Genomic DNA, 25499 nt, shown 5'->3' on the forward strand with positions numbered 1-25499 from the left:
GTACTGCGTTCCTACTTTATTTTTAACGACTGTATTAGGTATTAAAGACTAGGACGAAATGCCCACAACCGCTGCGAGACTACTTTTATTACTTTTGGCTGATTAGCGTCACCATCAGCGCTATTAGAACGGTCGTTGGCATTGTTGTTAATATCACCATTACTCTCATTACTATTGCTTACCTTACTGATCAGCACCGTCGCAAACCTCTGCCGCGGTGCCTCATCAGGACTACTATCCGTCGCCGTAATCAGCGCTATAAATGCCTGACTCTCTACTGCCAATAATGGGGTCAGTGCTTGACGCTGCTCAGTATTTAAAGTACTAAGAGGTGGTAGCTGCCACAACTCATCGATGGCACTTAGTACTTGCTGCTCGCGCAATTTTATCAGCGTTTGCATCTGTTCTGTGGTCGCTTCTTCTACTAACGCTGCGAGTAACACCGGACTTGCTGTATTGACGTTAATGGGTAAAAAATAAGGCACTGCAGTAATATAGGGTCGTAGGGTCGCAAGCACCTCAGCGCTTACTCCGCGTACTTCTGCTAACTGCTCAATACTTATAAAAGGCTGATTTGGGAGTTTTTTATCCGCTATATTGCCTTGCTGAGCATAGACCACGCTTTCATCACCACCATCATTATAGACTTCGCTGTCCGCATCTTGCCAATCCAGTACGGCAACGGCTATGTCAGGCTCTAGATTTAGCTGACTCAATAGACGCTGAAACACAGCTAGTGCCGCTGTATCCACCGTACCATCGTGATATAAATTATTGATATTAAAACGACTGGCCTCATCGCGTAGCTCAGTAGTGACGCTGTGCCTACCTATAGTATAGGGGGCTAATGGCTGAGCCCAAACGTCTTGCGCGCTATCGGTATCATTGAGCTGATTGTCAGCACGTATCACCGTCAATGCCAGCTGCTGCCCTGCATTGATACCTTGCAACAACTGATCCTGATTGAATAATAAACCACTACGGCGAATGACAATCTTTTGACTGGCAAGCATCGCCCCTGCCACGACCGTGATACTGACAACCAATAGTAAGATGGTCAATAGTGCCACGCCGCGCTGGGAGTCTGATGGCAGCTTTGATGGCATTGTCATAAGTCCCTCGTATTATTGATCTGTTGGCGTGTTTTCAGAGTTGTTTTCAAGATTGTTTTTGAGTTTATTATCAGAATTACTTTCTGTGTTGTTGACGTTATTATTAGCTGTCTTAGCAGCATGACCACCACCGTTACGCGGTATGGCTTGCGGAGCAAGTGCCCACTGCCAGGTGATTGGCATGTCCTGATAAGTAAAGCTGACGCCCACCCCTTTTGGCAGTAGCTTAGGCAACATAGGCTGCGCTTTATTACTTTCACTACTGCCTTGACTAGCATTCATAGGATTATTGCCATTGTTACCCTGTTGGCTATTTGCATTAGGGAACTTGGCACTTACCTCAGGTAGGTAGGCTTGCCAGCGCCCTGCTGTCACCTCATCTACCAGTACCGTATCTAAACTGATGCTCTCAGCACCCTCTTCGACGCTGTTATATTGCCGACGAATAAGGCGCTGATCTGCAAAGATATAGTCTACACGCTGTATGCTTAGGCTGGTTTGATAACGCGGATCTGGATCGGCATAACGCACAAAGCTAACCCGTTCAGCATCCAAACTCATAAAAGGCTCAGCAGCTATCGGGTTAACTTGGTTATTACCTGAATTGCTATTAACGTTGTTGTTATTTTCAGAATTGTTGTTAGCATTTTCATTAGTATTATTCAAGTCAGGCGCACTGGCAGTATCTACCCTAATATTTTGCGTCGGTGGCGCTTGATAAGCAATGATCTGCCCCATGTCTTGTTGCAACTGTAAATAGGCATACTGCAATGCAGCTAAGTTGTCAGCATGAAACTGTGCGCGTTCGCGAGCACGGTTGACACTATCAAACACTTGCCAACCTGCAACGGCAAGCATGGCAAATATCGACATTGCCACCATCAGCTCGAGCAAGGTAAAGCCGCGCTGCTGCCTCACGGGTTACCTCCCGACATCCCCAGATTGCCTTGACCTAAACCACTCAAGTCGAGACTGCCAATTTCTTGCTGCTCATTGCTAATCATCACATCAATGTCCGTCACCGCTGAACGCGCTTGCCCATCAACAATAGGAGCGACACTGATATTCACCTCTTTTAATGCGGGCGTAAGACTGTCCGAAACCGTCATCACTATTTGCCACGCGCGACCTTGAGCGTTGATGGTTTGCGTGCGACTGGCCGTGAGCCAAGCCTCTTGAATCCGTAAATCAGCCGCTGCATTTTGTGCCACGAAGTGCGCAAGCGTTTGCGTACGCAGTACATCGACTGAGCTTAAATAAGCGCTACTGGCACGACTGGCAGCAACCGCAACTACTGCTAAAATTGCGAGCGCCACCATCACCTCTATCAAGGTAAATCCGCCTTCTCGCTTTGATAGCATTGGGATTTGGCTGATAGGTTTCTTTATTAGTTTATTCTTGTCATTCATCTGCTAACGCCCATGCCCTATCTTTATACTACCATCAGGCATGATAGTAATGACTTCCCCGACCAAGCGCGAGTCATGACGCACCTCTATCGTCACAGGCGTTGCCTGGCCATTACCAAACCATAATACTTGCGGCACTGTTTGCGACCTAAACCACGGCTGTAAGGTTTGCGTTTGTGCGATACCAGACATATTCGTCTCCAAGCTCTCAATACTCAGGCTCACCCTAGCAGGCAATGTTGGCAAAGACACTGCAGGCTCAAGCTCCCAGCTTGGGGTTGGTGGTTGGTTTCCGGAGGTGCCTGACACTCCAGACAAATCAGCAGACAACTCCATTGAGTTTTTGAGCGTACTATCACCGCCACTTGTGGTTAACGCTTGAGTCTGGTAACCAATATATGGATTTGATAAAGTCACAATAACAGGCGTCACTTGACCTTGCTTGTCTGCTTGCAAACTTAATCCCATCGGCTGCATACCCTCAGCAGCTAATAGCCTAACGTAGCTGAGTGAATCTGTCAGATGCTCATAAAAAGCACGGTTTTTGCGAGACTCACTGCTACCGACAGACAGACTCATCATGCCAGCAAATATGGACAAAATAACCACCACCACCACAATCTCAACCAAGGTGAAGCCAGCTTGTGCATGGTTGCCTATATGTTTAGATGATATTTCTTTAAAACATAGCTGTTTAGAAGTAGAAGGTATACGCTTAATAGATATGTGCTCAGAGGATAAAGATTTAATATGATTGGCAGCAGACGGATAAGGCGCTGAGCTGGACTGAGTTTTGACAGTAACCGGCATAGGGCACCTATTATCATTAATGTGAGATATCGCAATAGAGGTGATTTGAGAGGACAGTCTTTAGGGTAAGCTAAACTTTTGAGTATTAACCAGTGTAAATAATGACTGGTTAATACTTTAAGTGATTAATAAGTCGTCTTACGATGCTCTTCTGATTCCGTATCGATTTGCTCCACAAGCTCTTGCATGTCCTCATCCATCACCTCTTCATCATCGGCATAGATAGGATAATGACTGGGCAGCTCTAAAATCTGCTGCACAAAAGCATAGCGTAGGGTATCTCGGCGACCAAGATAGCGCTGATAGAAGCTTGAATTTAACAGCCCAGCACCGCCCTGACCCAGCGCCCAAAGGGAAGACAAATAATCACGAGTCGTCATCCGGCTGCGCTCATCTTTTAGATACAAGCTAATAATGTCAATCATACGCTTCATGCGCTGACGACGAATATCGTATAGCTCGCCAAATAATCGATTGAGACCAGTTACAGAAGCCGCCAGACGCTCCTCGATTTGATTGAGCAGCATGGCTTTTTGTGGATTCATCAGCTGCTGCAAGATCATACGTGAAATGCCTGCTGCTGGCGTATCATCGATACGATTGATCTCAAACAATTGCTCTTCGTAGCGAATGATAATACGCAAATACAACTCATCTTTGCTAGAAAAGTGCTTGTACAGTGTGCCTTTGGCCAAATCAAGCTGATCGGCCAAGCTATCCAAAGTGATATCACCATCGCCAGATTCAAGTAACAGTTGCTCAGCCATCGCCAAGATATTTTCTTCTCGTACTTTAAATTGGTGTTGACGACTCATAACGTCTCCTAAAATCTGACAAGATGAAGCATAGGTTTATAGTTGCAATAGCTAAATATATGACAGGTCATGATGACCGTACAAAAACCATACGATGACTATAAAAGGCTTCCATGCTTATGTTTTCTGAATAGTCATTGATAATCATGCTGTTAGCTTTATCGCAAAATATGCAATAGCACAGCGCTCAAATTATCCAGTGAATGACTGACTGGTCATAGCATAACCATTTTAATGGTACTGTGCCAGTAGATTTTCAAAGTTTTTTGCAGTGAGTGCGCCGACTTCATCGCTACTACATCCATACATGTCTGCAAGATAGCTTGCCACATAAGGTACGTATGCAGGTTCATTAGGTCTACCACGTTTGGGTACAGGGGCTAAATAAGGACTATCGGTTTCGATAAGTATTCGGTCTCTAGGCATTTGTCTAGCGGCATCTTGAATCATTTTTGCGCTCTTAAAGCTAACAATGCCCGAAAACGACACGTAAAACCCTAAATCCAGTGCGCGCTTTGCCGTTTCCCAGTCTTCAGTAAAGCAGTGAATGATACCATGCTCAGCACCTTCCGCTTTTAAGATATCCATCGTGTCTTCTTTGGCATCACGCATATGCACAACGAGCGGTTTTTTGAGTTGCTTGCTGGCATGAATGTGACGCGCAAAACTTTCACGCTGCTCATGGGCGTTTTCGGTTGACCAATAGTAATCCAGACCTGTCTCCCCTATTGCCCACACATGCTCGGCATTGGCAGTTTCTACCAAACGCTCGACGGTCGCTGACTGCAAGACATTGATGTCTTCACAAGGATGAATACCGACACTCATCCCTAGATTTAATGTCTCATCACTATAGGTGCTGACAATGTTGGCAATCTCATCGTATTCAGCAAAATCACACATAATTGCCATCGCACGAGTGACTTGGGCGTCTTTCATCGCAGCAATCGCGCCAGATAATTGACCATCATACTTCGTTAAATCCAAACGGTTAAGATGACAGTGACTATCAGTAAACATAAACTATCTCGTTAATAAAAATTAGTAAGTGGAATATTTTAAACAATAGATTTGGTAATCAAATTTGGTGATCGTAATACTAATCATTGCTCTAAAGAGGGCTGTTTTCAAGGTGTCATTAACAGTAAACTATCAGGTTCGCTGTTCATAATATTTAAATTTGCTCTATTGGTGCTATAAGTATGGCGAACAGCCTACAAAAGCGCTACGCTGATAATGGCATGGTAGTAACAAAAATTTCGCATTTTTTATTCACCTTTCAAAAGTCCTGTTATTATGACCCAGAAAAAAACGATTACCCTGCCACCTATTATCAAGACTCTGCTGCCTAAGTATTTGTACAAGCAACGATTCCTATTGCAAGACAAAGGGCATGATAATCATATCCAGATTGCTAAAGATGCGCGCATTATTGGCCATTCAGCCATTACCATTCGTAAAGGTCATGACAATCATATTACGATTGGTGAGCATGGTAAATTTAACAAGTTAAAAATCGATATCAATGGCAATCACAATCAAATAATTATCGGTGAACATGTCAAATTCTCTGGTCAATTATTAATCGTCGGTAACCATTTGCACATTCACATCGGTGACCGTACCACCGCCATTGATTGCTATGTTTTGGCACGTGACAAAAGCGTGGCCATCGGTAAAGCTTGCATGATATCTCGAGGTATTGAAATTCGTGCAACTGACGTCCACAAGGTCTACGATATGGACTCGGATGTAAGGCTTAATAATGCTCATTCCGATGTCATTTTAGGAGACCAGATTTGGGTTGCCGCCAACGTTACCATCTCTAAAAATGTCTCTGTTGCCAGTGGCTGTATCATTGCGGCAGGGGCTTTTGTGAACAAACCAATCGAAACACCAAATTGTATGGTCGCAGGCACACCTGCAAAAATCATTCGCCAAAATGTACGCTGGGAGCGCTAAAAACAGCTGAGACCATTATAGTCAATTAAGAGGCACCACGCGCATCACTTCTTCTATGGTCGTCACCCCTTCACTGATGCGCTTGGCACCAGATAGGCGCAGTGGCTGCACGCCTTCGCGGTAGGCTTGCTGCTTCAATACATCCAAATTGGCATCAGCCGCTACCAGCTTTTTTAGCTCATTTGATAAGGGCATGATTTCATAAAGACCGACTCGGCCTTGATAGCCAGTATGGCGACAGTGCTCACAGCCACGCGCTGTATAAACTTGAGCGGGCACTGCAGCACGCCAAGGCTGTACCAACTCCTGCCACTGGATGGCCACCTCACTATCTGCACTCACCTCCACTGCTTGCTTGCAATGCGGACATAAGGTCCGTAGCAATCTTTGTGCCATCACGCCCAATATGGTCGCCGACGTCAAAAACGGCTGAATACCCAAGTCATGCAGGCGAGTGATAGAACTGGGCGCATCATTGGTATGCAAAGTTGATAGCACTAAGTGTCCAGTCAGTGAGGCTTGCACTGCCATATTGGCGGTCTCAGCATCACGAATCTCGCCGACCATAATAATGTCTGGATCTTGACGCATCAGGGAGCGAATACCGTCAGCGAAGTGCAAGTCCACGCCTGGATTGACTTGCATCTGATTAAAAGCCGGCTCAATCATCTCAATAGGATCTTCGATGGTACAGACATTAACTTGCTCAGTGGCGAGCTGCTTGAGCGTACTATATAAAGTCGTGGTCTTACCTGAGCCTGTCGGGCCTGTCACCAGAATAATGCCATTTGGATGCGCGGTCAGCTCATGCCAAGTCTCGAGCTGCTTACCTGACAGGCCAAGCTGAGCAAACGAGCGTACCAACACTTCAGGGTCAAATACCCGCATGACCAGCTTTTCACCAAAGGCAGTCGGCATGGTAGACAGACGTAGCTCGGTCTCCATGCCATTATGGGTACGTGTCTTTAAACGCCCGTCTTGCGGTTTGCGCTTCTCTGCAACATTGAGCCGCCCTAGGATTTTGATTCGCGCCGTCACTGCTACTACAATCGCCAGTGGCATCTCATAAACCGTATGCAGCACTCCATCGATACGAAAGCGCACCTTGCCTGTCTCACGCCGTGGCTCTAGATGGATATCACTGGCACGCTGCTCAAAGGCATATTGCAGTAGCCAGTCGACGACTTTGACGATATGTTGGTCATTGGCATCGGGATTATTGTTGTCGCCCAGCTGTAATAGCGCCTCGACGTTGGTTACATCCGCAGCAGCGCGTTTATGGATGGAGTTGGCACCTGCAATCGCTTGCGTGACTTGATAGAACTCTTGCCGATAGCGATTGATCTGTTCAGGATTGATATAGACGGTGCGATAAGTTTTGGATTTAATCAGCTTTTCTATATTAGCGTGCCAATCCGTATAAAACGGCTGATCAGTACCAATGACCACTTCATCCATCGTGACTTCAATCGGCAAAATATGCTGCGAGCGCGCGTATTCAAACGACATCAGCTGCGTCACGGCGGGCACATCGATCTTTAGCGGATCAATACGCACAAGCGCCATATCTGCTTTGGCTGCTAGCCACTGATTGAGCCATGCCAGCGTCAATGTTTGCTCTGGGTCGCTACCAAAGGCGTGGCCATTCGGCAGCCCAAACTCACTGATGGTCAACAGTGGATGCTGATCTTTATCACGGCGACTGGTCATCACTAAATTATAGCCGCGCTGATCAATGACTCTATCCGCTAGTAGCTCATCTAAGCACCAACGCAGATCAATCATTATCGAATACTTCTGAGCAGACATATTTTTCTTCTTTTATAATGGTCAAATATAATTGGTATAGTAGATTCAACAACTTAAAAATCAGCCTGCAATACTATAAGGCATCCTTAACCTCTACAACAGCCGTTATCTGCAACTGCCCCGACTCTATGAGCTGAAAATTCACATCGACCGACTTATAACGTATGATAAAGGTGGTATTCATCTCATCACGGCGATAAGCAGGGCGCGGATCATAGGCGATAAGGTCTTTAATACGCTCAATATCTGCATCTATCAAGCGGCTTTGTAGATGGTAGAGCACGCTGTCATGCGTCGATGGTTGTTTGTCAGCGTTTTGCTGAGCCTGCTGTTGCTCATGAGCGATGTGCATAAACTGCTGCTTGGCTGTGTCAGTCATCTGCACTACTAACTTCTCAAGCGCAGCGGTCGCAAAGCCACTCTTAGCGTCAGCCACAGCATCGCTGTAAGCGATATAAGGCTTAATATCGATAATCGGCGTACCATCGATCATATCAGCGCCGCTAATCATCAGTAGCACGCGCCCTTCGATCACCTCAATGCGCTCAAGCTTGACCACAGACAGTCCCAGAGCTGACGGTCGATACATACTACGACTGGCAAATACGCCAACCTTTTGATTACCGCCGAGTCTTGGTGGACGGACTTGCGGACGAAACGTAGTGCTATTTGCATTTGCTGTGTTCGACTGCTCGTTATGGCGCTCGTTAGAATGGCCTTTAGTTTCATTTTGCTTAGCTTTAGCTTGTTTAATATAGTTATGATGAAACTGCCAACTGAGCCACAGATGGCTAAAATGCTCTAAACCGACAAACGCCTCGGGCACATCGTAAGGCGCCACCATCTCAATCACGCTCATCAGCGCAACCAAGTTTGGCTGTCTTGGCGCACCAAATTTCTGTGATAAAGGCGCACGGTGATAGCCAATAATGGGCGCTTGATGATAACCATTTAACCATGCATTGTCAGCAGACATACAATCCCTCCAAAAAAACTTCCAAATACCCCTCCAAAACCTTCTCCAAAAAAACGTCTAAAAATCTCTGCAATAGTGACAATCTACCTTAGGTAAAACAAATATGTCTCATGATACAAAATTACTCACTAACGATATTCCATTTTATCATGCCACACAGTCGCTGCCATACGGACTTTTATTTTAAAGTTTGGTATTATGAGCGGGAAATTCGAGGAAGGCCTTTTAATTTCGTACTTTACCGTACTCTAACTAAGCGCTACAAGCATCCTCTATACGCTATAGGCACCTCTACTTATTTATAATGCGGCATAAGATGTTAGAATAGCGCCCCATAAGCTAGTAGATACATACGCAGTATTATTGATATTATGAATACGTTTTCGAAAAACAAGCATTTCCTATAACGATAACAACTTGTTGGTTTGATAAAATTTAGCCCATTATTTTCATCATTGAAAAGTTTTATTTAGCGCCTATTTATAGACGTATAAACCTACTGACGCAGACAGCAACTTATAAACGAGGACTTTATGTCAAAACTTCGCACCGAAACGGTCACAGAGGTTCATCACTGGAACGACTCTCTATTTAGCATCAAAACCACGCGCGACGACGGCTTACGCTTTCGCAATGGCGAGTTTGCGATGATAGGTCTCGTTGTCGATGGCAGGCCACTGCTGCGTGCTTACTCACTTGCAAGTCCTAATTATGAAGAGCACTTAGAGTTCTTTTCGATCAAAGTTCAAGACGGCCCGCTTACCTCACGCTTGCAGCATATCAAGGTCGGCGACGAGCTACTGGTCAGCAAAAAGCCCACAGGCACGCTGGTATTAGACGATCTATTACCGGGCAAAAACCTATACATGCTCTCAAGCGGCACAGGACTTGCGCCCTTCTTGTCTTTGTCACGCGATCCTGAGGTCTATGAGCGCTTTGATAAAGTCATCTTGGTACATGGTGTGCGCCATGTAGAGGATTTGGCGTATCGTGATATGTTCGAAAACGAGCTGCCCAATGATGAGATCTTCGGTGAGTGGTTCCGTGAAAAGTTCATCTACTATCCGACCGTCACACGCGATGAGTTTAGAAATACGGGTCGTATCACGGACTTAATGAAGTCTGGCAAGTTCTTTGAAGATATTGGTTTACCTCCGATGAACAAAGAAGATGACCGCGTTATGATTTGCGGTAGTATGCCTTTCAACGCTGACCTGTCCAAAATTTTAGACGACTTTGGTCTCACGGTCTCACCACGTATGGGCGTGCAAGCGGACTATGTGGTTGAGCGTGCCTTTGTCGGTTAAGTAGTCATACTAATAATCAATTGAGTACGATTTGTTAGGTATGGCCAGCTATGAAGCGTTAAATCTAAAGTTTTACGCCAAAATAGCAAAATCCCAGTAAATAATTCTTGACGCTCCAAAATAGGCTGTTATAATACGCAGCCTATACAGTTAACCCTGTAGCCCAATTCGATAATGTTTAGCAGTATAAACTTATCACCTTACATGCCAGTGTGATGGAATTGGTAGACATGACGGATTCAAAATCCGTTGCCTTTAAAAGCGTGTCGGTTCGAGTCCGACCACTGGTACCATATACAAAACCCTTACAGTCTATTGATTGTGAGGGTTTTTTATTGCCTATCAATATTGTCTAACAAATCATCTTCATAACCGTCCAGTTGCTCTATATTTGCTTATTTGCGCTAACTAATACCATTTCCAAAAATTAGAGTCACGCGAAAAACTTGTGCAAGTACTACACCTAGTAGGCTTAGCAAGTTTGACAAAGCTAATCGCACTTTTTGAGTTTGGTATAACTCATGAGCAGTAGCTTTACCGATAATAAGCGCTTTATGATAAGGCAACACCATAACCTACTGATTGATAAACTAAGCAGTTCTCACATTAGATTTCGCTACGGTAGTTTATTGAACCAATATCCCGTATCATAACCACACTTTAGTTATGGTTATTATGGCTTTGTTAGTGAAACAGCCTTTATTTTTAATATTTATTTCCAAAAAACAAACTACTTCTCAAAAATCAGTCTATCGATTTATATCGAATATAGTGTTTTCAAGTGACACAGGGTTTTTGTCAGCTTACTTATAAGCCACTATGATCATCGTAAAAGGTTGCTTTTAGCCTCTGTTGTTAAAAATTACTGAAAAACTTTCAAAATATTTGAGGATGACAGAATTAGCCAACATATCGATTGGTCGTTTTCCGTTCTGTTTTCCGCATAAAAAAGATGCATAGAGAAGAATAGGAACTCATCATGAAAAAGTCGTGGATTTTAATTCTCCTAGTTGTGGCTGCTGCTGTCGGTTGGTACTTCTGGCAACAGCAGCAACAGGCCGAAGCCCTTCCTTCAGGCATAGTCAGCTCAAACGGTAGGCTAGAGCTAGAACAGTTTGATATTGCCAGCCTCTATCCAGGACGCATTGAGCAAATACTGGTTGATGAGGGAGAGGATGTCATGGCAGATCAATTGTTGGTTAAGCTGTCCTCCACTCAAAGCGAAAGCCAGCTCATGGCAGCGCAGGCTACTGAGCAGCGCGCTTATCAAATGGTGTCGCAGGCTCAAGCAGGACGTAATCAAGCTGAGCAGGCAATGGCTCGCGCCCAAGCTGAGATCAATGCTCATCTTGAACAGCAAAAAGTAGCAAAAATGGATTTAGACAATGCACGTAAGATGCGCAGTGAAAACTTGATTTCAGACTCAGAGGTCAGTAAGAGAATGGCGGCCTACAATGGTGCCGTTGCAGCGGTGCAAGCGGCGCGAGCAGCACGAGCAGAAGCCCAAGCAGCTGCGCAACAAGTCGATGCTCAAATAGCAGAAGCCAAAGCTGGCGTCAATCAGGCAAAAGCTCAGCAACAAGCCGCTACTTCAATGAATGACGATATGCTCATCCGTAGCCCTAAAGCTGGGCGTGTCGAGTACCGTATTGCTGAGGTTGGTAGTGTCATTGCTGCAGGCAGTAAAGTAGTTAGCCTGCTCGATACCGAGGATGCATATATGAACATCTTCCTTCCTAACCAGCAGATGAGTAGTTTACAGGTGGGTGATGACGCAAGAATTGTCCTCGATGGGCTCGATAGTGTCTGGCCGGCACAAGTCTCGTTTATTGCTTCAGAAGCTCAGTTTACGCCCAAATCAGTAGAGACTCAAAATGAGCGCGAAAAGCTGATGTTTAAGGTGCGTATTAAATTGCCTCTTGAAGTGGCACAAAAATATAAAGGCTTACTGAAGGGCGGTATGACAGGGAACGGTTATGTGCGTAGCGATACTGATGTAGCGTGGCCTGATGAGCTAACGATCAAGCTTCCTGCAGTAAAAATGCCTGTGCAAAATGCATCATAAATTATTCAGCAGCTTTTATGGTCAATAAAACTGAATCCTTACGATGATAGAAAAGTTACCAGTACAAGATAAAGAGATGATGTATGGACAGCCAGCTTAATACAGTTGAGGTTAGCCATGTTTCTCATAGCTATGGCGAGACGATTGCTCTTGATGATATCTCCTTCAACATTCCACGCGGCGCCACCATGGGCCTGATTGGTCCTGACGGGGTGGGAAAATCCACTTTATTGTCTGTTATTGCTGGAGTCAAGATCATTCAAGAAGGCTCGGTGCAAGTGCTCGGTCAGGACATGGCAAAAAAAGCGGTGCGTGACGATTTATCGCAGCATATTGCTTTTATGCCGCAAGGGCTGGGACACAACCTCTACCCCACGCTTTCAGTGTACGAGAATGTGGAGTTTCATGCGCGTTTGTTTGGCTTGGATGCGCACGAACGCCGTGCCCGAATCGCTCGATTACTTAAGGCAACAGGACTAGATCCCTTTCCAGATCGTCCGGCTGGCAAGCTCTCAGGTGGCATGAAACAAAAGCTTAGTCTTTGCTGCGCCTTGGTGAACAACCCAGAGCTGCTTATCCTTGATGAGCCAACCACTGGGGTGGACCCTTTAGCCCGTCGCCAGTTCTGGGCATTGGTGGCCTCGCTGCAAGCCGAACGCAAAGAGATGACCGTCATCGTCTCGACCGCCTATATAGAAGAAGCCGAAGACTTTGAATACTTGCTGGCGATGGATGATGGTAAGCTGCTGGCCAATGATCGCACGCAAACCGTCATGGAGCAGCTTGGGGTCACCTCGCTTGAAGAGGCGTACATCAAGCTTTTGCCAGCAGAGAAACAAACCAACTCAGGCAAACTAAAAATCCCTCCGTTCGAGCCCGATCCAGATGCGCCGCCCGCCATTGAGGCCGAAAACTTAACCAAGCGTTTTGGCGACTTCACTGCGGTCGATAGTGTCAGCTTTCGTATTGAAAAGGGAGAGATTTTTGGTTTTTTAGGCTCTAATGGTTGTGGTAAATCCACTACTATGAAAATGCTTACTGGCTTGATTGATAAGACTGAGGGATCAGCAAAGCTACTTGGTCAATCTATCGATGATGAAAATGTCGATACTCGCATGCGAGTTGGCTACATGTCGCAGACCTTCTCACTCTATGAAGAGCTGACCGTACGGCAAAACTTAGAGCTACACGCTAGGCTTTATCAGATAAAAGGCGCACGCGGACAGCAAGCGGTCAAGGACTCTTTAGAGCAGTTTGATTTGGTTGATGTGGCAGAGACTGACCCTTCCTCATTGTCGCTTGGTATTCGCCAAAGACTACAGCTGGCAGCCGCCTGTTTGCATCGTCCAGAGGTATTAATCCTCGATGAGCCAACCTCAGGGGTAGATCCAGAAGCGCGTGATATGTTTTGGCAAAAACTAATAGAGCTTTCTCGCGAAGAAAAAGTGACGATATTTATCTCTACTCATTTTATGAATGAGGCCTCTCGCTGTGATCGAATCTCCTTTATGCATCAAGGGCGCGTGCTCGATGTTGGTACGCCGCCAGAGCTAACACGCAATAAGAAGGCGGAAAACCTTGAAGAAGCCTTTGTGCAATATCTGCTTGACGATGAGCAAAGTCAAAAAGAGGACAGTCAGAACGCAGAACATGCAAACAACACAAATGACAGTCAAGGCCAGCCAACTAAAACAGCTGAAAACAGCACAGCTAAAAGCAGCACGGCTGAAAGTGAAGACCGCCCTATCGGCTCAGATATCATAGCATCTGCACCTGAGAAGCAGGCCAATAAGACTGATACGCTTAGCTACTGGTTTAGTACTGTTTGGACATTTGCAACTCGTGAAGCTAAAGAGCTACTGCGCGATAAAATCAGATTCTTTTTTGCGATTCTCGGCCCCATCATCCTAATGGTTATGACTGGCTGGAGTATCTCTTTTGATGTCAATAATTTGCCATATACTGTTCTCGACCGAGATCAGACTATGCAAAGTCGACAGTTAACCGAGTATTTTTCTGGTTCAGAATACTTTATCACCAAGCCGCCTGTATATTCTTTAGAAGAGGCTGAGTATGCACTCAAAAGCTCCGAGGCCAAACTGGTGATCGATATTCCAGCGGGTTTTGGACGTGACATAGCAGCCAACAGACAGCCAGAAGTCAGCTTTTATATCGATGGAACTGTCCCCTTTAATGCGACTAACATTGAGGGCTATGTGGGCGGCATCATGAGGATGTATATGCAGGACCGCTTTCAGGACACGGGCTTGCCTATCGATCTAACGCCTGCTGCTGAAATAGTCCCGCGTTTTATGTATAACCAGGACTTTAGAAGTGTCAGCGCCGTCATCCCCAGTGTGATCATGATGATCCTGATGCTCATTCCAGCGATGATGACCACACTTGGGGTAGTACGTGAGCGCGAAATTGGCTCGATATCCAACCTCTATACGTCACCTGCCAGTGTGCCACAATACCTCATTGGCAAGCAGCTGCCTTATGTCGCTCTAGGCTTTATCAACTATATCATCCTGGTATTAATGGCTGTTTTTTGGTTTCAAGTACCGGTAAAAGGCTCTTTTTTGGGCATGTCCTTTGGTGCCTTATTATTGGTATATGTATCTACAGGACTGGGGCTGCTAGTATCCAGTTTGGTTCGCACCCAAATTGCAGCGCTACTGATAACCGCTATCGTGACTCTCATACCTACCATCAACTATTCTGGACTGCTCTACCCCATCTCCAGTATGGACGGTTTCGCTTATGCTCTGGGTGTCGGGTTTCCAGCATCTTGGTATCAGCGTATCAGTATTGGCGGTTTTACCAAAGGACTTGGCTGGAGCAGCTTTTTGACTGAGTATATGGTTCTGGCTGCCTTTGCCCTCACGTTTATCACACTGGCTTCTATTTTCCTGAAAAAGCAGGAGGTGTAAATGCGCTCTTTAAAGAATATCTGGACCTTAACCATCAAAGAGTTGCGTAGCTTGTTTGGAGATACCGTCCTATTTTTGATGATCGGCGTGGTTTTTTCTGTCACCATCTATACAGTAGCCGTCGGTATCAATACCGAGGTACGTAATGCCCCCATAGGTATTATAGATTCAGACCGTACCGCTCTGACCAGACAAATCCAAGAAGCTTTGCAGCAGCCCTACTTCATCCCGCCCGTTGACGTAAAGCGCGAAGAGGTTGATGAGTTGATGGATAAAGGCGAGCTTATCTTTGTATTGGATTTTCCGCCTGGGTTTGAGCGCGATGTGCTGGCTGGACGCAAACCGCAAGCCCAGCTACTGATTGACGCCACCACCATGACCCAAGCGGGTGTGGGACAGATTTATATCGCCCAAATATTTAATGAACAAATCAGCAGCTTTTTGAAGCAAGGAGATCCACCACTAATAGCTAAGCCTGTGCTCAATATGGTCTATAACCCAAATGCAGACAGCTATTGGTATACCCCAGTCATGGAGGTCTCTAATATGATCACGCTCTTGGCACTCGGCTTGTCGGGAGCTGCCGTCATCCGCGAGCGTGAACGAGGTACTATCGAGCACTTATTGGTGATGCCCGTTAATGCCACCGAGATTGTCATGTCAAAAATACTGGCCAACGGGGTGGTTATTTTGGTGGCCTCTATGCTGTCGATGGTTTTTATGGTGCAGTACTTCCTCGGTATTCCTATTAACGGCTCACTAGTGCTATTCGGTATCGGCGTGGCAGTTTATCTGTTCTCGATATCTGCTTTGGGGATCATGCTATCGACCATAGCACCGACCATGCCACAGTTTGCGCTGTTGATGTTGCCGGTATTGGTGGTCTCACTATTGTTATCTGGCTCTATAGCGCCGCGCAGTAATATGCCCGAGATGGTGCAGCTGCTAAGTGAGTATTGGCCCACTACCCAGTTCATTGCTTTTGGCCAAAATGTGTTATTTCGTAATGCAGGATTAGATATTGTTTGGCCTGAGCTATTGGCGATGACGGGTATCGGAGGATTGTTTCTTATTTTTGCTTTGATACGCTTCAAAGCCATGCTTGAGCAATTGGGATAACCACTTAGATAGAGTCAGTCCAATATAAAGGAGAGATATTCAAAATAGCGTTATTAATTTACTGTAGTTATATACGATAACCTTATAAAAATAACGCCGCTATATAGCCATATAATTAGGAGTAGCTTATGTTGCCAGTATCCAGAGTGGTTGCGTTGAGCGCATTAACTTTATTTATCAGCGCCTGTCAAACTCAGCCCACACAGGTGGTTAGACAAAGCGATGTACTCATTCCAACCAGCTTTAGCCAAGATCAAGCAGCAAAAGGCAGTCAAGATATCAGTCAGTGGTGGCAGCGCTGGGATGATCCAGTATTGACCCAGCTTATTGAGCAGGGACTGCAAAGTGGATTTGATGTAAGAGTGGCCCAAAGTCGTCTTGCCGAAGCCTCTGCCATCAGCCGCTTAGCCAACGCTGACCTTGGTCCTCAAGCTGGTGTTAATGCCTCTACAGGCATCACAAGGAGCTCATCCAATATCTACTCTACCGATAGATTGGGCTTGCCTGGCGGGAGCGTACCCTTATTAGAAGATCGTGTGCGCACCAGTGGCGACTATGGATCGGTTGGGTTTGCCGCAGCTTGGGAGCCTGATATTTTCGGACAAAAGCAAAGCGATGCAGATGCTGCTTATTATGCAGCACTAGGAGTACAAGAAAAGGTTTATGGCGCGCAAATGCTGGTGGCAAGCCAAATAGCTGATCACTATTTGCAGGCGCGTGCAGCGCAAAAACGTGAAGCCATCATTGATCAAAGTATCGCTACTCTGACGCAGTTCGAACGCTACGTACAGCTACGCTTTAACGCCGGTGACGCTACTATTAATGAGGTCAATAATACCAAAAGTAAGCTCAACGCTGCGCGTGCCCAAAAAAGCACCTTGAATGCTGAGTATGCCGCAAATGTACGCAGTATCGCAGTGCTAATAGGTCAGACGCCGCAAAGCTTTACCCTTCCTAAAGCACCCAAAGATATTTTTACTCATCTGCCATCGGCTCCCAGTGGCCAGACGCCGCAAGGCCTACTTGAGCGTCGTCCAGATATCAGAGCCTACGCCGCACTGGTAAACGCCTACTCTGCCAAACTGGCCAGTGCTGAGGCTGATTTGCTCCCGCGCTTCTCGATTAACTTTTTGGGTCAAGGGGGTCGTATTGATATTGATAGCGACGTGCCTAAATTAAAAGGCTGGGGTAGTATTTTAAACGTAGGCGTACAGCTGCCATTATTTACCAATGGCCGTATCCAAGCCAATATTGACAATGCGGATGCCAGATTACAGACCGCTTTATTAGAGTATGACCAAACTCTATTACGCGCACTCGGCGAAGTAGACAGTGCCTACCAGTTCCATTATGCGCTACAAAAGCAGCAATCCCTGTTAGAGACTGCTTATCGACAATCTGAGCAACATGCCAGCGATGCACAAAAGCTATTCCGCTATGGTCATCATACTCTGGATTATGCGCTAAGGGCTCAGCTTGAATCGCAAGAGCTGCGTGAGAATTTGCTTAAGTCGCGACTCGCTCAAGCACAAATGCTAATAAACCTTAATAAAGCGCTTGGTGGTGGCTGGTCAACGAGTAACCAGCCATCTTAACTGATGGCTTGTCGGCTTACTCTAGAGTACAGCGCACCTATCATATACAGAACTAAACCCTATTCAGCGTCATCTATTAGGGTATTCAGCGCTTCTGCCATCTCATCATCGATCAGATTGTCTTCAATATAATTGACCAGTTGATGGATGGTGTTCAGATCCATCTCCCTGATACCTAAGCTGGCCAGCTCTTCGTTGATAGACTCTAAGCTTGCTAATTCTTTAGGATCACCCAATAGATGCTCTTCAAACCCCGCATTTACCAGCCAGTATATTTTTTCTAATGCGGTGTTTTTTTCGGTCAAGGTAGAATAACCGTCGCCTTGAACAAACAAATTAAAGTGATAAGGTATCTCTACATCATTGATAAAAAAGGTACGCATACAGTCTATCGTGTAGGCTTGGTTGTCTAGGCTTTCTTGACTTTCTTCATCTTCTTCTACTTCAATCTGCTCTGTGACTAAGCTCCCTACTATCTGATAATTGCCTGTTTTTACTTTGTGATTATAGATGATAGTAGAGTCGGCTATGGCATCAAAGATGACAGCGCTGATGTCTAAAGTATTATTATCGATATCATAAAACCGCTTTAGCGCAGGTAAAAACTCGGTTAGCTGGTCTTCAGGTACTTGCGTGAGAAACTGCTGCTCATATATCTTTATCATGTCTTCAGGAGCATAGGTATTTACGTTGTCTGTCTCGTTTCTGCCGGTAGGTTGTAGCGGCAAAAAATTATAAGGATTATCTTTGGTCATACAGGACTGCCTTGTTATATAAGTTTGCGATATTGGATGTCTATCTATGGCTATAAGTTTCGGCTTATTTTAGCTGTTATAGTGTCACAGAATCCATAACGGCTATTATCCCTTATTCGGTGGCTTTTAGATATATGGTCTACTTTAGTAAAAAGCTATGCTATAAACGGTTAGCCCGTAGGCTGTGGCTTTAGCCCAGCACAAACCCTGAAACATTATAGTGATTGGCATAAAAGGTGACTAGATAGCTCAGAGTTAAACCCCTAAATTTCATATAATAAAGTCACAATTAGATGCTATCGACAACATTACGATATAAGAAAGCAGCTGCTTTCAGAGCTTGTAAAATTTAAAATTAAAAAATTTTCAAACAAACACGACTCTAGATGTCGCGTGTTTTCATATTCAAATTATATTATATGTTAGTATCTGCTATATTCTAAATAGGTGAAAGAACATTATAGAGACACCTCAATTAAACCGTCTCTATAGACTTGAATGTTCATGTTCTGCAGGTTTATCACTAAAAATGCATTAATATTAACTTTAGAATATTACTTGCCTCTATGCCTTGCTAAAGGCATAACTATCAAGTAAGCTTCAACTCCGATCACCTATTCTCAGTACCATCTATGGAAAACCATCTCTTAGATTAATGGCTTTTTTCCACTCTCGTCAACTAAAGGCTAACAGGTTTTGAATGAATAACAGATTACATGAAGTCTTATCTACTTTTATAAGACCAAACTACTCCACTGAAGATCAAGATACAATTGCGAATGAACTATCAAAAATTGACTGCTTAAAAGATATTGATTTTACAAGCAATAATGTAATAGAAAATGAAATTTCTTATGATAAGCTGCAAAGCATATTATCTGTGTTTAATGAAAAGGAAAGTATCAGAAAAAAAAATGGTGTTTACTACACACCAAAAGATTTAGTTAATTTTATTACTATTAATAGCATAAAGCAGTTTTACGACACTCTAAATCCCGACAATATCTCAACACTTTTACTTGACGATATTGACTACGAGGACTTTGTATTTGAGCGCAGTATATTTGAGCCAACATGTGGAACTGGTGAATTCCTATTACATGCACTTGAGCTCAAATTCAAATTATTTACTAGCAGGCCTCACATAACAACTAAAGAATCTGTCCACACAGCAGTTAAGACCATCTATGGCAATGACATTAACAAGCTATCAACTTCAATCACAATTGTAAGGATCTTACTGCTTGTTTTAAGCTATTTTGGAATTGATGCAATCAAAGGACTTGCAAATATATTAATACCAAACTTTGATAATAATGATTTTGTCAGCAACCCCTCACTAAGAACTTACGATATTATTATTGGCAATCCACCATATGTTGAAAGCTCTAAATACAGTGGTGAATTAGAAGAGAGGTTTGGCAACATATACGCCAACGTACTTCACAACTCAGCAAAAATGCTCTCTAAAAATGGCTCATTTGCCTTTGTTATCCCCTTATCTTATATTGCGACACCGAGAATGAAGAAAGTGAGAGATGCATTATTTGACATAATGCCTACTCAGTACATTATAAACTACTCCGATAGGCCCGACTGCTTATTCGTTTCCGTTCATCAAAAACTTTGTATTCTTATCGCAAAGAAAGGTAACAGTCCTAAAACTGTATATACAAGCAATTACCAATACTGGTACAAATATGAGCGCCCTAATCTTTTTGAGAAAACATGCGTCATTGAAAATCACTATATCCAAGACAAATTTATTCCTAAGTTAGGCTGTGCTTTAGATAGTCAGATATATTCAAAAGTCTCTAATCACTCTGGTACGCGGTTGTTTGAGGGCAACGAGACACTTAAAGACTTACTCAACAGTGGTAATGCAGAAGTTTATTTGAATATGCGATCCACCTTTTGGATGAAAGCCTTCTTAAATGGAAAGGTAGGAGGTGAGTATAAAAAATATGGCTGCAGTGATAAATCATCTGTTGCTTTAGCGATGTGCCTACTAAACTCATCTCTTTTTTGGTGGTTCTGGGTTTGTATTTCGGATTGTTGGCATATTACTAATAAGGAATTAGAGAACTTCCTACTACCTATTAAACCAGTAAATAGCAAACGTATTATTGAGTTAGCAACATTACTTGAGAACAAGTTAGAAAAAACTAAAGTGTTCGTAGGTACTAAGCAGGTAGAATATGAGTATAAGCACAAACTTTGTATTCATGAAATTCATGCCATTGATAACTACATCAATGAACTATATGAATTAAATAACGAAGAGAGTGAGTATATAAAAAACTTTGCATACAAATATAGAATGGGTGAAAAAGATAATAATGAAAGTAATTGATTTGTTTTCAGGTTGTGGAGGACTCTCTCTCGGGTTTATTCAAAATGGATTTAAAATAGTCAAAGCAGTTGAGTTTGACTCAAGCATCGCTAATACTTATAAAAAGAACCATCCCGAAATCGAGATACTTGTTGATGATATACGCAATATAGATAACTGTAACAACTTTAATAAAGGTGATGCAGATATAGTAATAGGTGGTCCACCATGTCAAGGATTTTCGATGGCAGGTGCTAGAATCAGGGATGGTTTTATTGATGATGATCGTAACTATCTGTTTAAGCACTTCTTTAATATAGTCAGGACTGTTAAGCCTAAAATATTCATTATGGAGAATGTCAAAGGTTTGATGACCATGCAAGGGGGTAAAACCTTTGATGAAATATGTAATATTTTTTCAGATGAAAACTTAATGAATGGGACAAAGTATCATATTTATCATAAGGTACTGAAGGCCGTTGACTTAGGTATACCACAAAAAAGAGAAAGACTTTTTATAATTGGAATTAGGGATACTTCTATTGAATTTGAGCTTAAGCTAAAGGGAACAACTCAGAGAATCATCAACAAACATCCAACTTTCTTTGATCCCGTTACTGTATATGATGCTATTTGTAATATGCCTACTGTCACTAACAATGGAGATGTTGCTAACCCTGTACCTGTAAGTGCTTATCAAAAATATTTAGCAACCAGAGAGGCTACATTAAGCAACCATATTAAAACTAATCATTCAAAAGTAGCAGTCGAAAGAATGCAAAAAATAGCTAATGGCGATAACTTCACTTCTCTTGATGAGGATATCAAATCTGTACATAGTGGTTCTTATGGTAGGTTGAGATGGGATGATGTTGCACCGACAATTACAACAAGGTTTGATACCCCAACAGGTGGGAGATTTATTCATCCAGTTGAACACAGAACTTTGACACCAAGAGAGGCTGCAAGAATTCAAAGCTTTCCTGATGACTTCATATTTTACGGTAACAAAACCTCTGTTTGTAAACAAATAGGAAATGCAGTTCCACCAAAAATGTCTTATTTTTGGGCAAACTTTGTTGAAACTCTAGTTACAGATGCTGATAAAATTTCGACCAAGCTTATCTAAAACAAAAAAATATTTATTAAGAGCTATAGTTTATGAACCCCCTTTTAAAACAAAAACTAGATGAATTAGACATTACTGAACCAGGAGAATGTTGGTACTTCCCTAGACATAGAGCTGATTTTATAAATGTTTGTTATATTATTTCAAAAATAAAACTAGCCAAGGAAAATGGTTTCACTACCCCAAAAGAAATAGAGGACTTTGTTAGTAAGGAAATTAATGAAGAGAATAAGAGGCTATCCTCAAAAGGTATAACATTGTCTAGCGGTACAAGAATAACAAATGTTGGAGAGTATTACGGTTTAGTTTCTCATGCAAGACTAGCATCAGAAAAAGAGCCTACAGCAACCTTTACAGAGATTACTAATCGTTGCAAAGGAGAGTTCGAAAATACTAGATCTTATCAAGATATTGTTAATCGCCAAATTGAAAAAATTTATTTAAGCTCCTCTATTGATCGTGAATCTGCATCTGGGAAAGCTCGTAGTGAGTTTCGCTTACATCCTATTTTATTACTTTATAAGATACTTTTAGAGCTTGGTATCGCAACAGGTACCCACGAAGTTTCTATAACTGAGTACAGAACTTTCATAGTGACCACTAAACAATATACTGACTTTTTGGACACATTATTATTAATTAAATTATATAGAGACTCAGATGACAGTGAATTAGAAAATAAACTACAAGAATACATTGATAAATCTAATAACTTTAATCACTTACTGAGTGTTATCCCATATCTTGAAAATTTACATATAGAAAATAATAAAATAAAATTAAACCTAGAAAAACTTGTAGAAGTTACTCAAAAGGTTGTTAACTTTGAGAGAAAATTAAAAGAGTATACTTTAGATCCCAACATATACCTTGATTTTCTAGGTTCCACTAAAAGTCTTTATGAAGTAGATAGCCTTGACAACACTGTTGACAGTCAAAACATGGTTCGTTCTGACAATGCTAATTACACTATATCTAAAAATATGAGCGGCAAAAATATATTGCTTTATGGTGCTCCTGGAGTTGGTAAAAGTCACCTTATCGAAACTCAATACTGTAGTGACCCTAGTAAAATTGAACGAGTAGTATTTCATCCAGACTATATGAATACAGATTTCATAGGCCAAATACTGCCTAAATTAGATGGTATTATGATTAGCTACAAATTTAAAGCTGGTCCTTTTACTAAAATTTTAAAAAATGCTATTGAAGATACGAATGGTCATTACTATTTGATTATTGAAGAGATTAATCGAGGTAATGCACCAGCTATCTTTGGTGAGATTTTTCAATTACTGGATAGAGATTCGGATGGAATAAGTAAGTACGCTATATCAAACCAAGATATCTCTGAATATATTAATGATGAGGTTGATACTAAAATAAGGATTCCTAGTAACCTCACTATTCTTGCCACGATGAATACTGCAGACCAAAATGTCTTTACCTTAGATACAGCTTTTCAGCGTAGATGGCAAATGCAAATGATAGAAAATAATATAGATAAATGCAGCTTTAAGGACACTAAAATATTAGATACTTCAGTTACTTGGGGGGTGTTTAATACTTTAATTAATCAACATATTTTAGACAATAGTGGTGCAACATTGTCATCTGAAGATAAGAGATTAGGTGCTTACTTTATTTCTGAAGATGTATTGACGCAGGAATTAGATGACCAAACTGAGCATATTTTTTTCTCTGAAAAGGTTATAAAGTATCTTTGGGATGACGTCTATAAGTTTAACAGAGAGCAATTATTCGATAGTCATTATCAAAGTTTGGAGCAAGTGATTAACGATTTCGCCTCACTTAGAACTGATAAAAGATTTAATATCTTCATCAAAGAGTTAGCTACAAAGCTATCCGAAAATGAAGGTTTACAACTAGAGCCATTGTTAGATGAGTAATGATAAAGATACTACTTTAGCTAGTCTATGCAGCAATGCTACGAATCAGGATGGCGATGATTTCGTTGGTCTAAGTTATATTTGGGATGAAATTCAAAAAAAATATATTGTAAAAGTCAAGTTCCCACTCGGCTACAGAATTTCAGAAGACGACATATCAATCAGGCAAGAGATATTACAACTCATGTCTGTACTTCGCGATTATGGTGATATGCACTCTTCTCTACCAAATTTCACTCAAGACAGCTCTACAAAATATAATTCTTTTCCTATAAATGCATACAGAGTACTTATATATGATTATCTGAATAGAGGCGGTTATTACCAAGAGTATGAAGAAATTTACGTTAGTCGTAGCTCTGGTAAGGTAAATTGGAACCGAACTATTAGAAAAGAGAGACCTATGGTTCAAAAAAGTGGGGTCGCGTATCTCACTATGCAGGTAAGAAAGAATAATTTTACAGATAAGAACTTAATAACTGAGATTAGTCAGTACTGTGTTTATGAAAGCTTTCTCAAACTTGGATGGCTATACAATCTTAAACTTCCACCAAAACCTAGCTTAGTTTTTAATAAGACAAGATACATAATAGCTTTAAATACTAAGCTATTGAGCGTTAATCAAGATAGCGATAAAAAGCTTTTTCAAAGTATGCTTGATATCATAAGCTCCTCAGATAGACCTACTAAACAAAATGAGCCTCTACACTTTGGCACTCATAATTTTGAATACATATGGGAAAATATTATTGAAGAAGTATTTGGTAATATGGATAAAAAGCGCTATTTCCCCAAAGCGCGTTGGGAGCTATATTTCGGTAATGACACTGATAGTAGTAAATTAAAACCTGATACGATTATGAGAAAAGATAATATATTTGTGTTAGACGCAAAATATTATCAATATGGTGAGACTGCTGACGAAAAGAGGCACCTTCCTTATTCCTCTGACATCAATAAGCAAATTACCTATGGTGAACACATTGCTAATCATGAATGTAATACCGATCTAAAAGTTTTTAACGCTTTTTTGATGCCTTTTAGAAAAAACCATCCTATTTTCTCTACTGATAAAGACTATCTACTAATCGGTACAACTAAAGCTAATTGGAAAGCTGATGCTTACTCTTACGAATCTGTAAAAGGTATACTTGTAGATACAAAGCACCTTATGTCCATTAAGTCAAGTCTTCATGACTATGAAAAGGATAAGCTTTCTCAAGTTATTGAGCAAGGCTCTTATGAACGCATAGCTGGAAAATAAGACGATAAATTTAACATAATGATATTATTACTTGTTTGAGCTGGGCAAGCCACTAACTCTAAAAAACATGGTTTCTCGTGTCCCTCATCGCCCTTTCAAAAACTCAATGAAGCTCACTACCCTAGATCACTTACAGCAAGCAGCTACGTTTAATGAGCTTCAGACAGTTTATTAAAACGCCGCGATACAGTAAAGCT

General features: G+C 42.4%; 19 protein-coding genes and 1 tRNA gene. 11 read left to right on the forward strand and 9 right to left on the reverse strand.

What is annotated here, in order from left to right; translation table 11 throughout:
* Positions 1-41 precede the first annotated feature (41 nt).
* The 6 genes from gspK to JMY01_RS07765 form a co-directional block, all read right to left on the reverse strand.
* A complete protein-coding gene (gene gspK, locus JMY01_RS07740; RefSeq protein ID WP_201575020.1) occupies positions 42-1112 on the reverse strand; it encodes a type II secretion system minor pseudopilin GspK in 1071 nt (356 codons plus the stop codon).
* Positions 1113-1124: 12 nt separating this feature from the next.
* Positions 1125-2030 carry a prepilin-type N-terminal cleavage/methylation domain-containing protein gene (locus JMY01_RS07745; RefSeq protein WP_201575021.1) on the reverse strand — a complete coding sequence of 302 codons (906 nt, stop codon included), beginning with the start codon at positions 2028-2030 and terminating at the stop codon, positions 1125-1127.
* Entirely contained in the window at positions 2027-2521 is a 495-nt protein-coding gene (gspI, locus tag JMY01_RS07750; protein WP_201575022.1) for a type II secretion system minor pseudopilin GspI, read from the reverse strand. The genes JMY01_RS07745 and gspI overlap by 4 nt, the downstream gene beginning before the upstream one ends.
* 3 nt (positions 2522-2524) lie before the next feature.
* A complete protein-coding gene (locus JMY01_RS07755; protein ID WP_201575023.1) occupies positions 2525-3331 on the reverse strand; it encodes a prepilin-type N-terminal cleavage/methylation domain-containing protein in 807 nt (268 codons plus the stop codon).
* Between the two features lie 125 nt (positions 3332-3456).
* On the reverse strand, positions 3457-4146 hold the full coding sequence (locus JMY01_RS07760; protein ID WP_201575024.1) for a TetR/AcrR family transcriptional regulator: 690 nt from the start codon (positions 4144-4146) through the stop codon (positions 3457-3459).
* Positions 4147-4377: 231 nt separating this feature from the next.
* Entirely contained in the window at positions 4378-5166 is a 789-nt protein-coding gene (locus JMY01_RS07765; protein ID WP_201575025.1) for a TatD family hydrolase, read from the reverse strand.
* Between the two features lie 276 nt (positions 5167-5442).
* Here JMY01_RS07765 and JMY01_RS07770 point away from each other — a divergent pair, with 276 nt between their 5' ends.
* The gene (locus JMY01_RS07770; RefSeq protein ID WP_201575026.1) at positions 5443-6108 is read left to right on the forward strand and encodes an acyltransferase; all 666 of its coding nucleotides are present in this window, start codon (positions 5443-5445) and stop codon (positions 6106-6108) included.
* A gap of 21 nt (positions 6109-6129) precedes the next feature.
* Here the strand turns inward: JMY01_RS07770 and JMY01_RS07775 are convergent, their stop codons facing one another.
* Positions 6130-7917, reverse strand: coding sequence for a GspE/PulE family protein (locus JMY01_RS07775; RefSeq protein ID WP_201575027.1), 1788 nt, complete (start codon positions 7915-7917; stop codon positions 6130-6132).
* A gap of 73 nt (positions 7918-7990) precedes the next feature.
* Positions 7991-8893, reverse strand: a complete 903-nt coding sequence (locus tag JMY01_RS07780; RefSeq protein WP_201575028.1) for a tRNA (N6-threonylcarbamoyladenosine(37)-N6)-methyltransferase TrmO — start codon at positions 8891-8893, stop codon at positions 7991-7993.
* Between the two features lie 533 nt (positions 8894-9426).
* Here JMY01_RS07780 and JMY01_RS07785 point away from each other — a divergent pair.
* The 6 genes from JMY01_RS07785 to JMY01_RS07810 all read left to right on the forward strand — a co-directional run bounded on the left by JMY01_RS07785 (position 9427) and on the right by JMY01_RS07810 (position 17912).
* Positions 9427-10200, forward strand: a complete 774-nt coding sequence (locus JMY01_RS07785) for a ferredoxin--NADP reductase (RefSeq protein WP_201575029.1) — start codon at positions 9427-9429, stop codon at positions 10198-10200.
* A gap of 206 nt (positions 10201-10406) precedes the next feature.
* Positions 10407-10493, forward strand: a tRNA-Leu gene (locus tag JMY01_RS07790).
* A 686-nt stretch (positions 10494-11179) separates the two neighbouring features.
* On the forward strand, positions 11180-12265 hold the full coding sequence (locus JMY01_RS07795) for an HlyD family secretion protein (protein ID WP_201575030.1): 1086 nt from the start codon (positions 11180-11182) through the stop codon (positions 12263-12265).
* Between the two features lie 83 nt (positions 12266-12348).
* Positions 12349-15198, forward strand: coding sequence for a ribosome-associated ATPase/putative transporter RbbA (gene rbbA / locus JMY01_RS07800; RefSeq protein WP_201575031.1), 2850 nt, complete (start codon positions 12349-12351; stop codon positions 15196-15198).
* A complete protein-coding gene (locus JMY01_RS07805) occupies positions 15199-16317 on the forward strand; it encodes an ABC transporter permease (RefSeq protein WP_201575032.1) in 1119 nt (372 codons plus the stop codon).
* 128 nt (positions 16318-16445) lie between these two features.
* Positions 16446-17912 carry a TolC family protein gene (locus JMY01_RS07810; protein ID WP_201575033.1) on the forward strand — a complete coding sequence of 489 codons (1467 nt, stop codon included), beginning with the start codon at positions 16446-16448 and terminating at the stop codon, positions 17910-17912.
* 59 nt (positions 17913-17971) lie between these two features.
* Here JMY01_RS07810 and JMY01_RS07815 read toward each other — a convergent pair whose 3' ends face one another.
* The gene (locus JMY01_RS07815; RefSeq protein WP_201575034.1) at positions 17972-18667 is read right to left on the reverse strand and encodes a hypothetical protein; all 696 of its coding nucleotides are present in this window, start codon (positions 18665-18667) and stop codon (positions 17972-17974) included.
* Between the two features lie 700 nt (positions 18668-19367).
* Here JMY01_RS07815 and JMY01_RS07820 point away from each other — a divergent pair.
* Genes JMY01_RS07820 through JMY01_RS07835 form a run of 4 tightly spaced genes read left to right on the forward strand, consistent with a single transcriptional unit; the run spans position 19368 to position 25302 of the window.
* On the forward strand, positions 19368-21020 hold the full coding sequence (locus JMY01_RS07820) for an N-6 DNA methylase (protein WP_201575035.1): 1653 nt from the start codon (positions 19368-19370) through the stop codon (positions 21018-21020).
* Complete coding sequence (locus JMY01_RS07825; RefSeq protein ID WP_201575036.1) at positions 21007-22128, forward strand: DNA cytosine methyltransferase; 1122 nt, start codon at positions 21007-21009, stop codon at positions 22126-22128. The genes JMY01_RS07820 and JMY01_RS07825 overlap by 14 nt, the downstream gene beginning before the upstream one ends.
* A 32-nt stretch (positions 22129-22160) precedes the next feature.
* Positions 22161-24038 carry an McrB family protein gene (locus JMY01_RS07830; protein WP_201575037.1) on the forward strand — a complete coding sequence of 626 codons (1878 nt, stop codon included), beginning with the start codon at positions 22161-22163 and terminating at the stop codon, positions 24036-24038.
* Positions 24031-25302: an LlaJI family restriction endonuclease gene (locus tag JMY01_RS07835; protein ID WP_201575038.1), complete on the forward strand. Its 1272-nt coding sequence runs from the start codon at positions 24031-24033 to the stop codon at positions 25300-25302. The genes JMY01_RS07830 and JMY01_RS07835 overlap by 8 nt, the downstream gene beginning before the upstream one ends.
* Positions 25303-25499 lie beyond the last annotated feature (197 nt).

The organism is Psychrobacter sp. H8-1 (genome assembly GCF_904846575.1).
GTDB classification, from domain to species: Bacteria; Pseudomonadota; Gammaproteobacteria; order Pseudomonadales; family Moraxellaceae; genus Psychrobacter; species Psychrobacter fulvigenes.

Excerpts from the sequence above, each read along its gene's own strand:
- JMY01_RS07825 (WP_201575036.1), top strand. The coding sequence starts at position 21,007 with ATGAAAGTAATTGATTTGTTTTCAGGTTGTGGAGGACTCTCTCTCGGG.
- gspK (WP_201575020.1), bottom strand. The coding sequence starts at position 1,112 with ATGACAATGCCATCAAAGCTGCCATCAGACTCCCAGCGCGGCGTGGCA.
- JMY01_RS07755 (WP_201575023.1), bottom strand. The coding sequence starts at position 3,331 with ATGCCGGTTACTGTCAAAACTCAGTCCAGCTCAGCGCCTTATCCGTCT.
- JMY01_RS07835 (WP_201575038.1), top strand. The coding sequence starts at position 24,031 with ATGAGTAATGATAAAGATACTACTTTAGCTAGTCTATGCAGCAATGCT.
- JMY01_RS07805 (WP_201575032.1), top strand. The coding sequence starts at position 15,199 with ATGCGCTCTTTAAAGAATATCTGGACCTTAACCATCAAAGAGTTGCGT.
- rbbA (WP_201575031.1), top strand. The coding sequence starts at position 12,349 with ATGGACAGCCAGCTTAATACAGTTGAGGTTAGCCATGTTTCTCATAGC.
- JMY01_RS07820 (WP_201575035.1), top strand. The coding sequence starts at position 19,368 with ATGAATAACAGATTACATGAAGTCTTATCTACTTTTATAAGACCAAAC.
- gspI (WP_201575022.1), bottom strand. The coding sequence starts at position 2,521 with ATGAATGACAAGAATAAACTAATAAAGAAACCTATCAGCCAAATCCCA.
- JMY01_RS07810 (WP_201575033.1), top strand. The coding sequence starts at position 16,446 with ATGTTGCCAGTATCCAGAGTGGTTGCGTTGAGCGCATTAACTTTATTT.
- JMY01_RS07815 (WP_201575034.1), bottom strand. The coding sequence starts at position 18,667 with ATGACCAAAGATAATCCTTATAATTTTTTGCCGCTACAACCTACCGGC.
- JMY01_RS07765 (WP_201575025.1), bottom strand. The coding sequence starts at position 5,166 with ATGTTTACTGATAGTCACTGTCATCTTAACCGTTTGGATTTAACGAAG.
- JMY01_RS07760 (WP_201575024.1), bottom strand. The coding sequence starts at position 4,146 with ATGAGTCGTCAACACCAATTTAAAGTACGAGAAGAAAATATCTTGGCG.
- JMY01_RS07770 (WP_201575026.1), top strand. The coding sequence starts at position 5,443 with ATGACCCAGAAAAAAACGATTACCCTGCCACCTATTATCAAGACTCTG.
- JMY01_RS07775 (WP_201575027.1), bottom strand. The coding sequence starts at position 7,917 with ATGTCTGCTCAGAAGTATTCGATAATGATTGATCTGCGTTGGTGCTTA.
- JMY01_RS07785 (WP_201575029.1), top strand. The coding sequence starts at position 9,427 with ATGTCAAAACTTCGCACCGAAACGGTCACAGAGGTTCATCACTGGAAC.
- JMY01_RS07780 (WP_201575028.1), bottom strand. The coding sequence starts at position 8,893 with ATGTCTGCTGACAATGCATGGTTAAATGGTTATCATCAAGCGCCCATT.
- JMY01_RS07795 (WP_201575030.1), top strand. The coding sequence starts at position 11,180 with ATGAAAAAGTCGTGGATTTTAATTCTCCTAGTTGTGGCTGCTGCTGTC.
- JMY01_RS07830 (WP_201575037.1), top strand. The coding sequence starts at position 22,161 with ATGAACCCCCTTTTAAAACAAAAACTAGATGAATTAGACATTACTGAA.